Source organism: Bordetella genomosp. 5 (genome assembly GCF_002261315.1).
Classification (GTDB): Bacteria; Pseudomonadota; Gammaproteobacteria; order Burkholderiales; family Burkholderiaceae_B; genus Bordetella.
In genome coordinates this window covers 21320-35969 of the sequence record NZ_NEVP01000002.1, presented here as the reverse complement: position 1 = coordinate 35969, position 14650 = coordinate 21320, and the positions used below count along the sequence as shown (strand labels likewise).

General features: G+C 65.8%; 15 protein-coding genes. 12 read left to right on the top strand and 3 right to left on the bottom strand.

What is annotated here, in order from left to right; genetic code table 11:
• Nucleotides 1-9: 9 nt before the first annotated feature.
• Nucleotides 10-2277: a RelA/SpoT family protein gene (locus tag CAL25_RS04655; protein WP_094798790.1), complete on the bottom strand. Its 2268-nt coding sequence runs from the start codon at nt 2275-2277 to the stop codon at nt 10-12.
• Nucleotides 2278-2375: 98 nt separating this feature from the next.
• Between CAL25_RS04655 and CAL25_RS04650 the strand changes: the two genes are divergently transcribed.
• Both CAL25_RS04650 and CAL25_RS04645 read left to right on the top strand, forming a co-directional pair.
• The gene (locus CAL25_RS04650; RefSeq protein WP_094798789.1) at nt 2376-3209 is read left to right on the top strand and encodes a zinc-dependent peptidase; all 834 of its coding nucleotides are present in this window, start codon (nt 2376-2378) and stop codon (nt 3207-3209) included.
• Nucleotides 3206-3727 (top strand): NAD(P)H-dependent oxidoreductase, encoded by a 522-nt coding sequence (locus CAL25_RS04645; protein ID WP_094798788.1) that lies wholly within the window; start codon nt 3206-3208, stop codon nt 3725-3727. Before CAL25_RS04650 ends, CAL25_RS04645 begins: the two co-directional genes overlap by 4 nt.
• A 64-nt stretch (nt 3728-3791) precedes the next feature.
• On the opposite strand, the gene CAL25_RS04640 is transcribed toward CAL25_RS04645, so the two are convergent.
• Both CAL25_RS04640 and pncB read right to left on the bottom strand, forming a co-directional pair.
• The gene (locus CAL25_RS04640; protein ID WP_094798787.1) at nt 3792-4145 is read right to left on the bottom strand and encodes a RidA family protein; all 354 of its coding nucleotides are present in this window, start codon (nt 4143-4145) and stop codon (nt 3792-3794) included.
• 49 nt (nt 4146-4194) lie between these two features.
• The gene (gene pncB, locus CAL25_RS04635; RefSeq protein ID WP_094798786.1) at nt 4195-5370 is read right to left on the bottom strand and encodes a nicotinate phosphoribosyltransferase; all 1176 of its coding nucleotides are present in this window, start codon (nt 5368-5370) and stop codon (nt 4195-4197) included.
• A 180-nt stretch (nt 5371-5550) separates the two neighbouring features.
• On the opposite strand from pncB, the gene fdxA reads away from it, so the two are divergent.
• The 10 genes from fdxA to CAL25_RS04585 all read left to right on the top strand — a co-directional run bounded on the left by fdxA (nt 5551) and on the right by CAL25_RS04585 (nt 14506).
• On the top strand, nt 5551-5874 hold the full coding sequence (gene fdxA, locus CAL25_RS04630) for a ferredoxin FdxA (protein WP_094798785.1): 324 nt from the start codon (nt 5551-5553) through the stop codon (nt 5872-5874).
• Between the two features lie 91 nt (nt 5875-5965).
• The gene (locus CAL25_RS04625; RefSeq protein ID WP_094798784.1) at nt 5966-6763 is read left to right on the top strand and encodes a ferredoxin--NADP reductase; all 798 of its coding nucleotides are present in this window, start codon (nt 5966-5968) and stop codon (nt 6761-6763) included.
• 145 nt (nt 6764-6908) lie between these two features.
• Nucleotides 6909-8135 carry a polyhydroxyalkanoate depolymerase gene (locus CAL25_RS04620; RefSeq protein WP_094798783.1) on the top strand — a complete coding sequence of 409 codons (1227 nt, stop codon included), beginning with the start codon at nt 6909-6911 and terminating at the stop codon, nt 8133-8135.
• Nucleotides 8136-8182: 47 nt separating this feature from the next.
• Nucleotides 8183-8824 carry an electron transport complex subunit RsxB gene (rsxB, locus tag CAL25_RS04615; RefSeq protein WP_094798782.1) on the top strand — a complete coding sequence of 214 codons (642 nt, stop codon included), beginning with the start codon at nt 8183-8185 and terminating at the stop codon, nt 8822-8824.
• Between the two features lie 16 nt (nt 8825-8840).
• The gene (gene nth / locus CAL25_RS04610; RefSeq protein ID WP_094798781.1) at nt 8841-9476 is read left to right on the top strand and encodes an endonuclease III; all 636 of its coding nucleotides are present in this window, start codon (nt 8841-8843) and stop codon (nt 9474-9476) included.
• A 321-nt stretch (nt 9477-9797) separates the two neighbouring features.
• Nucleotides 9798-10571 carry an ABC transporter ATP-binding protein gene (locus tag CAL25_RS04605; protein WP_094798780.1) on the top strand — a complete coding sequence of 258 codons (774 nt, stop codon included), beginning with the start codon at nt 9798-9800 and terminating at the stop codon, nt 10569-10571.
• Entirely contained in the window at nt 10568-11281 is a 714-nt protein-coding gene (locus CAL25_RS04600) for an ABC transporter ATP-binding protein (protein ID WP_094798779.1), read from the top strand. The genes CAL25_RS04605 and CAL25_RS04600 overlap by 4 nt, the downstream gene beginning before the upstream one ends.
• Before the next feature lie 58 nt (nt 11282-11339).
• Nucleotides 11340-12554 (top strand): ABC transporter substrate-binding protein, encoded by a 1215-nt coding sequence (locus CAL25_RS04595; protein ID WP_094798778.1) that lies wholly within the window; start codon nt 11340-11342, stop codon nt 12552-12554.
• 84 nt (nt 12555-12638) lie between these two features.
• Nucleotides 12639-13526, top strand: coding sequence for a branched-chain amino acid ABC transporter permease (locus CAL25_RS04590; RefSeq protein ID WP_094798777.1), 888 nt, complete (start codon nt 12639-12641; stop codon nt 13524-13526).
• Nucleotides 13523-14506 (top strand): branched-chain amino acid ABC transporter permease, encoded by a 984-nt coding sequence (locus tag CAL25_RS04585; protein ID WP_094798776.1) that lies wholly within the window; start codon nt 13523-13525, stop codon nt 14504-14506. Before CAL25_RS04590 ends, CAL25_RS04585 begins: the two co-directional genes overlap by 4 nt.
• Nucleotides 14507-14650: the final 144 nt, after the last annotated feature.

Here is a 14650-nt window from a genome sequence, read left to right as displayed (position 1 = left end):
GCGACCAGATCAGCGTCGTGCCGCGGACGACACGCCCTGCACCTCGGCCAGCGCGTCGAGCGCCTTGCCGAGACTCTCGCCCCCGCGCACCTCGACCGTGAACACCATGTGCGCGAGCGACTGACGGCTCTGCGTGTTGACGCCCACGACATTGAGCCGCAGGCGCGCGAACACTTCGGAGAGATCGCGCAACAGCCCCGGGCGGTCGTGCGCCCGCACGCTGATGTCGACGGGATAGAAGGAATCCTTGGTTTCGCCCCACGCCACCTCGATGACGCGCTCGGGTTCGCGCTCGGCCAGGGCCTTGAAGCTGTGGCAATCCGAGCGGTGGATCGACACACCCCGCCCCCGCGTGACGAAGCCCGCGATCAGGTCGGGCGGCGCCGGACGGCAGCAGCGCGCCAGTTGCGTCAGCAACGATCCCACGCCCACCACCAGCACGCCGCTCTTGCCGGTTTTTTCGGCGCTCTCGTTGCTGGGTGCATGGCGGAAGGCCACCGGCGCCTCGGCGGGCGCGGCGGCCGGCGCCTGGAACACGCTGTCGATCTGGCGCAGGCTGAATTCTTCTTTGGCCGCGGCCACATAGAGATCGTCGGCCCGCGCAAAGCCGAGGTTCTGGGCCAGCTGCTCGAGATTGACGGCGGTTTTGCCGAGCCGCTGCAGCTCTTTTTCGACCAGGGCCTGGCCCTGCGTGATGCGCTGCGCCAGCTCGATCGCGTTGAACCACATGCGCACCTTGGAGCGCGCCCGCGGGCTCGCCAGGTAGCCCAGCTGCGGATTGAGCCAGTCGCGCGAGGGACCGCCCGACTTGGCGGAAATGATCTCCACGGTCTGGCCGGTGGCCAGCTGCGTATGCAGCGGGACCATCTGCCCATCGACGCGAGCGCCGCGGCAGCGGTGCCCCAGATCGGTGTGCAGGTGATAGGCGAAGTCGACCGGCGTGGCGCCGGTGGGAAGCTCGATCACGCGGGCCTGCGGCGTGAGCACATAGATCCGGTCGTCGTCGGGACGCGTGGCGGCCTTGGGGGCTGCCGGGGCGGACCCGGCGTTGGCCGGCGCGGCGCCACCGCCCTCGTCGACCGCCTCGACATCGCTGTTCCAGGCGAGCAGCTGACGCATCCAGGACAGCTGCCGGTCGTAGTCGCTCGACGCGGAAACCTGACCGCCGCGGGCGCCCGCTTCTTTGTAGCGCCAATGCGCCGCCATGCCGTACTCGGCGAACTGATGCATCTCGTGCGTACGGATCTGCACCTCGAACGGGCGTCCGTCATCGTCGGCCACGACGGTGTGCAGTGAGCGGTAGCCATTGGGCTTGGGCCGCGAGATGTAGTCGTCGAACTCGTCGGTGACCGGCGTCCACATTTCGTGGACCAGGCCCAACGCGGTGTAGCAGTCGCGCACGTCGTCGACGATGACGCGCAGGGCGCGCAGGTCGTACATCTCGCTGAAGTCGAGCCGCTTGACCCGCATCTTGTTCCAGATGCTGTAGATGTGCTTGGGCCGGCCGCTCACTTCGGCGTTGATGCCGGCCGCCCGCAGCGCCTGCTGCATGCGTTCGATCGCGCCGGCGATGAACGCCTCGCGCTCGACCCGCTTTTCTTCGAGCAGGCGCGCGATCTGTTTGTAGCGATCCGCATCCAGGAAACGGAAGGCGAGGTCTTCCATTTCCCATTTGATCTGCCAGATGCCAAGCCGGTTGGCGAGCGGGGTGTACAGATCGAGGGTCTCGCGCGCGAACTCTGCCGGGCACGGTGTCTTGGATTCGGCGTACCAGCGCAGGGTCTGCAAGCGCGACGCGAGGCGCATCAGCACGATGCGCAGGTCGGCGGCCATCGCCAGCAGCATCTTGCGCTGCATTTCTTTTTGCGAGCCCGATCCGGCCGCGCTGTCGCTGGCCTGGCGGGCCACGATGCCCAGGCGCAGCAGCGCGCGGGCGCCCTGCACCAGCCGGGCGATCTCGGCCCCGAACGCCGTGGCGATGGGATCGTTGCGCAGCGCGGGGGCTGGCGCGTTGAGATCGGAGGGCAGCACCGCCAGCACGGCGGCGGCGCGGGTGGCCGCGTCGGTCTGGAGCGAGGCCAGGATGCGCACCACGCCCGCGGCGTGATTGCTCAGCGGCTCGCCGGTCGGCATGGACTGGCCATCGATCTGAGGCCAGGCCCAGGCCACGACCTGGTCGAGTCCCGCCTGCGCGGCGGCGTCCAGGCCGTCGCCAGCCTGCTGGCGCCAGGTCGCGTCGAAAGGCGTGAGCGTGATGGGTTCGAGCGTGGCGGACATCGCGGCAGAAACGGCGGACAACAGGGGTCGATGGAATTCCCTACACTCTACACTAGCCGAGGGGCGACAGACCGGCCGCCCGACAAGGACGCAAAGCAATGCTGAGATGGTTGGTGGGCCGTGGGGCGGCCGATACAAAAGTACAGGAAATGCAGGCCCGCATTCCGCCGGCGCTGTGGGACGAGGTGGTCGCGGGCTATCCCTTCGTGGCGGCGCTCGGCGCCGAAGAACGCGAGGCCCTGCAGCAGCGCGTGGCCTGGATTCTGGCCAGCAAAAACATCAACGGTGCGGGCGGTCTGGAGCCCGACGACCGGATGCGGCTCGCGATCGCCACGCAGGCCGCGCTGCCCATCCTGCATCTGTCGCCCACCCTCTACGAGGGCTGGGACGAGATCATTGTGTACCCGGCCGGGTTCGCCATTCCCCGCACGATGCAGGACGCCGACGGCGTGGTGCACGAGTTCGTCGAAGACGCCGCGGGCGAAGCCTGGGAGGGCGGCCCGGTCGTGCTGTCCTGGAGCGACGTCAGCAATACCGATGGCGCCTTCAACGTGGTGATTCACGAATTCGCCCACAAGCTCGATCTGGCGGCGGGCGACGCCGATGGCATGCCCAGCCTGCATGCGCACCCCGAACTGAAGGCGCGCCAGTGGCGCGAGATCCTCGAAGACAGCCTCGAACGCTTCCAGGCCGCCGTCGACGCGGTCGAGGCCAGCATCCCGGCCGATGTCGACCCCGAGAGCGAGGCGGCCGACTACTGGTATGCGCAGCTGCCGCTGGATGCCTACGCGGCCACCGACGAGGCCGAATTCTTCGCGGTCAGCTCGGAGCACTTCTTCGCCGACCCCGAGCCGCTCGCGACCGCCCTGCCCGCCTGGTACGAACTGCTGCGCAGCTACTACCGCCAGGACACGCTGGCGCGCCTCGCATGAAACGCCTGCTGATCGTCTGGCACAGCCGCACCGGCTGCGCGCGCCAGATGAGCGAGGCGCTGGCGCAGGGCGCCCGCGCGGCGGCGACCGCGCTGGATCTGGGCCAGGCGCTCGAGGTACGCAGCCTCGCCGCCGCCGAGGCGCACGCGCGGGACGTCCTGGACGCCGACGGCTATCTCTTCTGCGCGCCTGAAAATCTCGGCTCGCTCACCGGCGCCATGAAGGAGTTCTTCGATCAGGCTTATTACGCGGTGCTGGATCAGGTGGCGGGCCGCCCGTGCGGCCTGGCCATCGCGGCGGGCAGCGATGGCGCGGGCGCGCAGCGGCAGATGGAAAGAATCTGCACGGGATGGCGGCTGAACCTCATCGGCGCCCCCGTCGTCGTGCGCAACGGCGCCCAGACCGCGGAACAGATCCTCGCACCCAAGACGCTCGGCAGCGCCGACGCGGACTGTTGCCACGAGCTCGGCGGCCTGGTGGCCGCCACGCTGCTGCTGGGCGAAGAGAGCGAGGCCTGAGCGGCGCCTGATGCGCACAAAAAAGCCGCGGCACGCCGCGGCTTTTTCGTGGGCGCCAGGCGCCTTAGCCGATCGCGGCCGTCACGACGATCTCGACCTTGAAGTCGGGATTGGCCAGACGGGCCTCGACGGTGGCGCGGGGGGGCGAATTGCCAGCGGCAACCCATGCGTCCCAGGCCTTGTTCATGCCATCGAATTCCTTGATGTTGGCCACGAAAATCTGGGCCATCAGGATCTTGGTCTTGTCGGTACCGGCCTCGGCCAGCAGACGATCGATGGTCGCCAGCACCTGCTGCGTCTGGCCGGTGATGTCGGCCGTGGCATCGTCGGGCACCTGGCCGGCCAGGTACGCCACGCCGTTATAGACGGCCATGTCGGACAGGCGCTTTTCCACGTTGTAGCGCTTGATACTGCTCATGTGATTCCCCTAATGGAACGGTGGTCGAGACAAATCGGAAAAGCCGGGCTTACGCCGGCGGCAACTGGAAAACTTGGCGCAGATAGGCGAGATAGGCCGGATCGTCGCACATGGTTTTTTCGGGCGCGTCGGAGACCTTCGCCACCGGCTGGCCGTTGCATCGGACCATCTTCATCACGATCTGAAGCGGCTCGTGGCCGAGATCGTTGGTGAGATTGGTACCGATACCGAACGACACGCGGCAGCGGCCGGCGAATTGGCGCGCCAGTTCGATCGCGCGCGGGAAGGTCAGCGAATCGGAGAATACCAGCGTCTTGGTGCGCGGGTCGACGCGGTTCTTGCGATAGTGTTCGAGCAGGCGCTCGCCCCACTTGAAGGGGTCGCCGGAATCGTGCCGGGCGCCATCGAACAGCTTGCAGAAGTACATATCGAAGTCGCGCAGAAAGGCATCCATGCCATAGACATCGGACAGCGCGATGCCGAGGTCGCCGCGATATTCCTTGGCCCAGACCTCGAGCGCGAACACCTGCGAATCACGCAGCCGCGGCCCCAGCGCCTGGCAGGCCTGCAGATACTCGTGACCCATCGTGCCCAGCGGCAGCACGTCGTGTTGCTTGGCCAGCAGCACGTTGCTCGTGCCGGCGAAGTGCACGCCCATCTGGCTCTTCATGGTCTGCACGACCTCTTCGTGCCAGCGCTTGGAGAAGCGCCGGCGCGTGCCGTATTCGGCGACGCGGAAGTCGGCGAGCGCGGGATCGTCGAGCACCAGATGCATTTTCTTCTGGAGACGCTCGCGGCCCTCGGCCCAATCGGGATTCTTGCGCGTGTTGCGGAAATAGACCTCGTTGACGATCGCCAGCACGGGGATCTCGAACAGGATCGTGTGCAGCCACGGCCCCTGCACGCTGATGTCGATCTCACCCGGGCCCTCGCCTTCGCTGATGGTGATGCAGCGCTCGGGCAGATGAAAGAGCCCGAGGAAATCGACGAAGTCGCTCTTGATGAAGCGCAGGCTACGCAGATACTCGAGCTCTTCGTCGGTGAATCGCAGCTGGCACAGCGCGTGCACCTCGGCGCGGATCTCATCCAGATAGGGCCGCAGATCGACGCCGGTGTTTCGGCATTTATAGCGGTATTCGACCTGGGCAGCCGGAAAATGATGCAGAACGACCTGCATCATGCTGAATTTGTACAGGTCGGTGTCGAGCAGCGAAGTGATTATCATGATCGCGCGGTGGAATTTCGGGCAACCATAGCACAGCCGCCCCCGCTTCCGCCGGCCCCGCCACTACCGCAGCCAGGGTTATGATCCCGGTCCTGCCGCGCATTGGGTAAAATCCGACCCCAAGGATATCGAACCCGTTCGCAGAATCAGCTCGCCCGCCCGCATCCGGAGTTTTTTAGAATGACCCACGTTGTTACCGAAAACTGTATCAAGTGCAAGTACACCGACTGCGTCGACGTATGTCCGGTGGACTGTTTTCGTGAGGGTCCGAACTTCCTGGTGATCGACCCCGACGAGTGCATCGACTGCGCGGTCTGCATCCCCGAGTGCCCGGCCAACGCGATTTATGCCGAAGAAGACGTGCCCCAGGATCAGATGAAATTCATCGCCCTGAACGCCGAGCTGTCGCCCGAATTCGCCAGCATCAGCCGGGCCAAGAAGCCCCTGCCCGATGCCGACGAATGGAACGGCGTGGCCGACAAGCTGCAGCACCTGGAGCGCTGACCACGCGAGCGGCGGCGACCCGCCGCCGTGACTGTTTTCCCCTGTTTACCGGCCCGTGCGCGGCTCCTTGCGTGTCCACTGGCCCGAGCCCATGACCGATACCAAGTACACGCGCCAGACCATCATCGACGTCCGCACCTGGGTGCCGGGCAAGCTGTTTTCGGTGCACGCCACCCGGGATCCGGCGTTCGCCTTCCAGGCCGGGCAGTTCGCCCGCGTGGGATTGCCGGCCGCCGACGCGCCCGATGCCGAGCCCACGATCTGGCGCGCGTATTCGATGGTGTCGGCGCCGCACGAAGCCCATCTCGAGTTCTATTCGATCGTCGTGCCCGAGGGCGAATTCAGCCCGCGCATGGCCGAGCTGCGCGCCGGCGACGCGCTCTACGTCGAGAAAAAGCCCTACGGTTTTCTGACGCTCGAGCGTTTTACGCCGGGCGGCACCCTGTGGCTGCTGGCCTCGGGCACGGGCCTGTCGGCCTACCTGTCGATCCTGCGCGATCCGGCCACCTGGAAAGCGTTCGACCGCATCGTGCTGGTGCACGGCGTGCGAACCGCACAGGAGCTGGCCTATCGCGCCGAGATCGAGAGCTGGCGCACGCATCCCGACTACGCGGCGTACTTCGCCGAGGATCCGCGCAAGCTGGTGTATCTGCCCATCGCCACGCGCGAGGCGCTCCCGGGCATGCCGCAGGCGCGCCTCACGACGCTGATCGCCGATGGCGGCCTCGAAACCCTGGCCGGTGAAACCCTCGATCCCGAACGCGCGAAGATCATGCTCTGCGGCAATCCCGAGATGCTGACCGACGCACGCAAATTGCTGGGAGAGCGTGGGTTCGCACCGGGCCGGCGTGGCATTCCGGGCAACCTCGCCGTCGAAAATTATTGGTGACGCGCTCGCGTCACGCGCCGGGTCGCTTTTTCGCAACAAGAAGTGTCCGAGGAGCGGTCCATTCTGACGCCCCATCAGACAATTTCGCAATATCGTTCCCACCCGGCGCAATAATAGGCCGACCTGATCTCTGGACTTAGGCACGATGCTGTATCAATTGCACGAAATGCAGCGGGCGTTCCTGCGACCGCTGGTGGCGTTCTCCGACGCCGGCTCGCAGCTCTTCTCGAGCCCCTACAGCCCGCTCGCCTATATGCCCATGTCGCGCCAGCTCGCGGCCGGTTACGAGCTCATGCACCGCATCGGCAAGGAATACCAGAAGCCGGCGTGGGGACTGCCCGAGACCGAGATCGACGGCAAGCCGGTGCGCGTGGTCGAGGCCGTGGCCGTCGACAAGCCCTTCTGTCGCCTCGTGCACTTCCAGCGCGATGCGCGCCTGGTCGCCAAGCGCAAGGACCCGCGCGTGCTGCTGGTGGCGCCGCTCTCCGGACACCATGCGACGCTGCTGCGCGATACCGTGCGCGCGCTGCTGCCCGCGCACGACGTGTATGTCACCGACTGGGTCGATGCCCGGATGGTGCCGCTGTCGGCCGGCCCGTTCCATCTCGACGACTACGTCACGTACATCCAGGAGTTCATTCGCGAACTCGGTCCCGACGTGCACGTGATTTCGGTGTGCCAGCCGACCGTGCCGGTGCTGGCCGCGATTTCGCTGCTGGCCTCGGCCAACGATCCCATGCAGCCTCGCAGCATGGTGATGATGGGCGGCCCGATCGATCCGCGCGAATCGCCCACGCAGGTCAACCGCCTGGCCACTACCAAATCGTACGACTGGTTCGAGAGCCAGTTGATCCATGCCGTGCCGCCCGCATATCCCGGCGCCGGCCGCAAGGTCTATCCCGGCTTTCTGCAACACGCGGGATTCATGGCGATGAACCCGGACCGCCACCTCAAGTCGCACTACGAGTTCTATCTCGATCTGCTGCGTGGCGATGACAGCGACGCCGAGGCGCATCGCCGCTTCTACGACGAATACAACGCCGTGCTCGATATGCCGGCCGAGTTTTATCTCGACACCATCCGCGTGGTGTTCCAGGAGTCGCGCCTGCCCGAAGGCACCTGGGAGATCGGCGGTCAGCTCGTGCGTCCGGCCGACATCCGCAAGACCGCGCTGCTCACCGTGGAAGGCGAGCTCGACGATATCTCCGGCCAGGGCCAGACACGCGCCGCCATCAAGCTGTGCTCCGGCATTCCCGCCGCGCGCAAGACGCATTACACGGCCACGGGCGCGGGTCATTACGGCATTTTTTCGGGCCGCCGGTGGCGCGAACTGATCTGTCCTAAAATCGCGGCATTCATCCGCGCATCCTGATCGGGCGCCCCTTTCTGAAGCGGGCCTCTGGCCCGCTTTTTATTTTTATGTCCTGTACCACGCTTGCTGACCGTATCGATGCCCTGCTCCCCCAGACGCAGTGCACGAAATGCGGCTATGACGGTTGCCGGCCCTATGCCGATGCGCTGGCCAGCGGCGCGGCGCAGATCAACCGTTGTCCGCCCGGTGGCCAGGAAGGCGTTGCAGCGCTGGCGCAGCTGCTCGACCAGCCCGAATTGCCGCTGGACACCACCCATGGTCTGCCCGGCCCCCTGTTGGTCGCGCGTGTCGACGAGGCCCATTGCATCGGCTGTACCCTCTGCATCCGCGCCTGTCCGGTGGATGCGATCGTGGGCGCCAACAAACGCATGCACACCGTGGTGCCCGACCTCTGTACGGGCTGCGATCTCTGCGTGGCCCCCTGTCCGGTCGACTGTATCGACATGGTGCCGGCCGACCGCGCCTGGACCGCGGCGGACGCCGAACAGGCGCGGTCGCGCCACCAGCATCGGGCCGCCAGACAGCAGCGCGCCGCGGCGGTCAATGCGGGGCTGATGGCCGAACCCGAGGCGCCCGCCGTGGTGAGCGCCGCCCCCGACGAAGACGAAGCGGCACGCAAGCGCGACGCCATCGCCAGCGCGCTCGCGCGAGCCCGCGCCCGCCGCGACGGCGTCCGACGCGACAGCTAACGCCCGGTCCACGACGATGAACGCACAGAAGCGCCGCGAGATTTTTGCCCGCCTGCAGGCAGCCAATCCGCACCCCACCACCGAGCTCGAGTACGAGACGCCGTTCCAGTTGTTGATCGCGGTGCTGCTCTCGGCACAGGCGACCGACAAGTCGGTCAACATCGCCACGCGCAAGTTCTTCCCGCAGTTCGGCACGCCCGAAAAAATGCTGGCGCTCGGTGTCGAAGGCCTTACCGATTACATCAAGACGATCGGGCTGTTCCGCACCAAAGCCAAGAATGCGATCGAAACCTGCCGGCTGCTGATCGAGCGCCACGGCGGCGAGGTGCCGCGCACCCGCGAGGCGCTCGAGGCGCTGCCGGGTGTCGGCCGCAAGACCGCCAACGTCGTGCTCAATACGGCGTTCGGCATGCCCACCATCGCCGTCGACACGCACATTTTTCGCGTGTCGAATCGCACCGGCGTCGCGCCGGGCAAGAACGTGCTGGAGGTCGAGCTCAAGCTCGAGAAAGTGATCCCGGCCGAGTACAAACAGGACTCGCATCACTGGCTGATCCTGCACGGCCGCTACATCTGCGTGGCACGCAAGCCCAAGTGCCCACAGTGCGGAATTTCCGACCTCTGCGAATATCGTCCGAAGACACCGGCCTGAGCGGCCGCATGCGTCCGCTCAGGCGCCCGATGCACACTCGACACGCCGGCCGCTCGCCGGCGTTTTTCTTGCGGCGTGATATGCCCCCGCGCGCCGCGGCGAACGCGAACGGACGACCGCGGCGCTCGCGTTTACGTTGCGCCGCAAGGTTGGCGTAAACCCCATCCGGCATGTGGTTTTCCCCATGAAAGCACGCAGATTGTCGGGCAACCGACAAAGCGCGATGCCGCACTGCAAGACCTATGAAAAACCCTCATGGCATTTTGGGGGGCAGGTGCGCATACTCGCCGCAACTCTTAGAAAAAGCGCGGGTGCAGCGTCATGGACGATACGATCCTGGAGACAAAAGGGTTGACCAAGGAGTTCCGCGGCTTTGTGGCCGTCAATGGGGTCAATCTGCGCGTCAAGCGTGGCAGCATTCATGCATTGATCGGCCCCAATGGTGCCGGCAAGACCACGTGCTTCAACCTGCTGACCAAGTTCCTCGCGCCCAGCTCGGGCACGATCACTTTCAACGGCAAAGACATCACTCGCGAACGGCCCGCACAGATCGCGCGCCGCGGCGTGATCCGTTCGTTCCAGATTTCCGCCGTCTTCCCGCACCTGACCGTGCTCGAGAACGTGCGCATCGGATTGCAGCGCAAGACCGGCATGTCGTTTCACTTCTGGCGCAGCGAGAAGGGCCTGGAACGACTCAACCGGCCCGCGCTCGATCTGCTCGAGCAAGTCGATCTGGGCGGCTTTGCCAACGAGCTCACGGTCAACCTGCCCTACGGCCGCAAGCGCGCGCTTGAGATCGCGACCACGCTGGCGATGGAGCCCGAGCTGATGCTGCTCGACGAGCCCACGCAGGGCATGGGCCACGAAGACGTCGACCGGGTCACGCAGCTCATCAAGCGCGTGAGCAGCGGCCGCACCATCCTCATGGTCGAGCACAACATGAATGTCGTCTCGTCGATCGCCGACACCATCACGGTGCTGGCGCGCGGCGCGGTCCTGGCCGAAGGCCCCTACGCGGAGGTCTCGCGCCATCCCGCGGTGATGGAGGCCTACATGGGCACGACCGACGGCGAACTCCAAGGAGCACATGCATGAGCACCCCCGCGCTTGAAATCTCGGGCCTGCAGGCCTGGTACGGGGAATCGCACATCCTGCATGGCGTCAACATGCAGGTGGCGCAAGGCGAAGTCGTGACCCTGCTCGGTCGCAACGGCGCGGGTCGTACCACGACCCTGCGCGCCATCCTCGGCCTCACGGGCAGCCGCAAGGGGTCGGTGCGTATTCACGGCACCGAAGCCATCGAGCTGCCCACCTTCCGCATCGCGCATCTCGGCGTGGGCTACTGCCCCGAAGAACGCGGCATCTTCGCCAGCCTGTCGTGCGAAGAAAACCTGCTGCTGCCGCCCCCGGTCGGCGGCGCGCTCGGCGGCGGCATGTCGCTGGCCGAGATCTACGACATGTTTCCCAATCTGCACGAGCGCCGCAATTCGCCCGGCACCCGGCTCTCGGGCGGCGAGCAGCAGATGCTGGCGGTGGCGCGCATCCTGCGTACCGGCGCCAACCTGCTGCTGCTCGACGAGATCTCCGAAGGCCTCGCGCCGGTGATCGTTCAGGCGCTGGGCCGCATGATCACGGCCCTCAAGGCGCGCGGCTACACCATCGTGATGGTCGAACAGAACTTCCGCTTCGCCGCGCCGCTGGCCGATCGTTTCTACGTGATGGAGCACGGACAGATCGTCGAGACCTTCGGCGCCGCCGAGCTCGCACAGAAGCAGGACACGCTCAACGAATTGCTGGGCGTCTAAAAAAAGCCTGTCACCCGCCGGCGCCGCCGGCATTCCACACAGGAAGAGGAGTCATCCCATGAAGTTGCACCACATCACTGCTGCACTGGCCGTGGCCGGCCTGGGATTTGCCGGGCTACCCGCCCACGCGCAAGGCATCTCGGACGACGTCGTCCGCATCGGCTTCATCACCGACATGTCCGGGGTCTACTCCGACATCGACGGCAAGGCCGGCGTCGAAGCGATCCGCATGGCCATCGAAGACGCGGGCGGCAATATCAACGGCAAGAAGATCGAGCTGGTTTCGGCCGATCACCAGAACAAGGCCGACGTCGCCTCCGCACGCGCGCGCGAATGGTTCGACCAGCAAAAGATCGACGTGCTGATCGGCGGCACCAACTCCGCCACCAGCCTCGCGATGGCCGCCGTGGCCGCCGAAAAGAAAAAGCCCTTCATCGCGATCGGCGCCGGCGCCTCCGACCTGACCAACGCGCAGTGCTCGCCCTATACCGTGCACTATGCCTACGACACCGTCGCGCTCGCGCGCGGCACCGGCTCCGCCGTGGTGAAAGACGGTGGCAAGAGCTGGTTCTTCCTGACCGCCGACTACGCCTTCGGCCATGCGCTGGAGCGCGATACGGCCAACGTCGTCAAGACCTCGGGCGGCGAAGTGAAGGGCCAGGTCCGCGCACCGCTGGGCGCGGCCGACTTCTCCTCGTTCCTGCTGCAGGCTCAGGCCTCCAAGGCGCAGATCCTTGGCCTGGCCAACGCGGGCGGCGACACCATCAACTCGATCAAGGCCGCCAACGAATTCGGCGTCACCAGCAGCATGAAAATGGCTGGCTTGCTGGTCTTCATCAACGACATCCACTCGCTCGGTCTCGAAGCCACGAAGGGCATGTACCTCACCGATGGCTGGTACTGGGATCAATCCGACGCTTCGCGCGCCTGGTCCAAGAAGTTCGAAGCCAAGGTCGGCCGCAAGCCCTCCATGCTGCAGGCCGGCGACTACTCCTCGGTGGCGTTCTATCTGAGTGGCGTGAAGGCCACCGGCACCGATGACGGCGACGCCATGATGAAGTGGATGAAGTCGAACAAGATCAACGACTTCTTCGCTCAGGGTGGCTACGTGCGCGAAGACGGCCGCATGGTGCACGACATGTACCTGATGCAGGTCAAGACGCCGGCCGAGTCGAAGGGCCCGTGGGACTACTACAAGGTCGTGGCAACGCTGCCCGGCGACGAGGTCTACACCAAGCTCTCCGAGTCCACCTGCAAGCTGGTCAAGAAGTAATACCCGCAAGTCCGTCGCGGCGCGTCCGGATCCGGACGCGCCGTCCGCCACGTCTGCTTCCGTGTTCCGCAGGACTTCTTCAAGATGACTGATATCTTCGGCATCCCGATACAGGCATTGCTAGGGCAACTGCTGCTCGGTCTCGTCAACGGTTCGTTCTACGCCATGCTGTCCCTGGGGCTGGCGGTGATTTTCGGCCTGCTCAACGTCATCAATTTCGCGCACGGCGCGTTGTACATGCTGGGCGCGTTCCTCGCCTGGATGGGGTTGAACTACCTCGGGCTGAACTACTGGGTCATGCTGATCCTGGCGCCCCTGCTGGTCGGCCTGTTCGGCATCGTGATCGAACGGCTGCTGCTGCGCCACCTGTACAAGCTCGACCACCTCTACGGTCTGCTGCTCACCTTCGGTCTCACGCTGCTCATGGAAGGCGTGTTCCGCAGCTTCTTCGGCGTGTCGGGCCAGCCCTATCCCACGCCCGAGGCCCTGCGCGGCGCCACCAATCTCGGCTTCATGATCCTGCCCAATTACCGGGGCTGGGTGGTGGCGGCCAGTATCGTGGTCTGTCTGGCCACCTGGTATGTGATCGAGCGCACACGGCTGGGCGCGCTGCTGCGCGCAGGCACCGAGAACCCGCGTCTGGTCGAAGCGTTCGGCGTGAACGTGCCGCGCATGATCACGCTGACCTACGGTTTCGGTGTCGCGCTGGCCGGCTTTGCCGGCGTGCTCGCCGCGCCGGTGTTGCAGATCTCGCCGCTGATGGGGTCCAACCTCATCATCGTGGTGTTCGCCGTGGTCGTGATCGGCGGCATGGGCTCGATCATGGGCGCCATCGTCACCGGGCTGGGCCTGGGCGTGATCGAGGGCCTCACCAAGGTGTTCTGGCCCGAGGCCTCCAACACCGTCGTGTTCATCATCATGGCCATCGTGCTCCTGCTGCGTCCGGCCGGGCTGTTCGGAAAAGAAAAATGAATCGTCAACTGCTGGGCTATGTCGTATTGGCCGTCGTGGTCGCCGCTCTGCCGTTTGCCGGCGTCTATCCGATCTTCGCCATGAAGGTCATGTGCTACGCCTTGTTCGCATGCGCCTTCAACCTGCTGCTGGGCTACACCGGCCTGCTGTCGTTCGGTCACGCTGCCTTCCTGGGCAGCGCGGCCTACGCCGCCGGCCACGCGCTCAAGGTATGGGGCTGGCCGACCGAGCTGGGCCTGCTGTTCGGCATGGTGGTGGCGGGCGCGCTCGGCCTGCTGATGGGCGCCATCGCGATCCGCCGCAGCGGCATCTACTTCGCGATGATCACGCTGGCGCTGGCGCAGATGGTGTACTTCTTCTTTCTGCAGGCGCGATTCACGGGCGGCGAAGACGGCCTGCAAGGCGTGCCGCGCGGCACCCTGCTGGGCTTCATCGATCTGTCCAAGGACCTGAACCTCTACTACCTCGTGATGGCGATCTTCGTGATCGGCTTCTTCATCATCTGGCGCACGGTGCACTCGCCGTTCGGCCAGGTGCTGCAGGCGATCCGCGAAAACGAACCGCGCGCGGTGTCGCTGGGCTATGACGTCGATCGCTTCAAGCTGCTCGCCTTCGTGTTGTCGGCGGGCATCGCCGGTCTGGCGGGCGCGACCAAGACGCTGGTGTTCGTGTCGGCCACGCTGTCCGACGCCACCTGGCAGATGTCCGGCCTGGTGATTCTCATGACGCTGATCGGCGGCCTGGGCACGCTCACCGGCCCAATCCTCGGCGCCTTCATCGTGGTGCTGCTCGAGAACAAGGTCGGCGACTTCGGCCAGTTCCTGAGCAGCGTGACCGGCGTCGAATGGTTCCAGCGCCTGGGCGAATCGGTCACGATCGTGATCGGCCTGATCTTCGTCGTGTGCGTGCTGGCGTTCCGCCGCGGCATCGTCGGCGAGATCGGCGCGCTTATCGAACGCCGCCGCGCCGCGCGCGCCTGAGCCGGCCCGCGGCCAGGGCCGCGCCGATCGGCATGACATGCAACACCCCGCGGGGCAGCCACAGGCTGCCCCGTTTGCATGAAACCGGCCCGATCCGCCGCCAAATTTGACGGCAGCGGATTCGTAACAGCCCCGCGCCGTCTT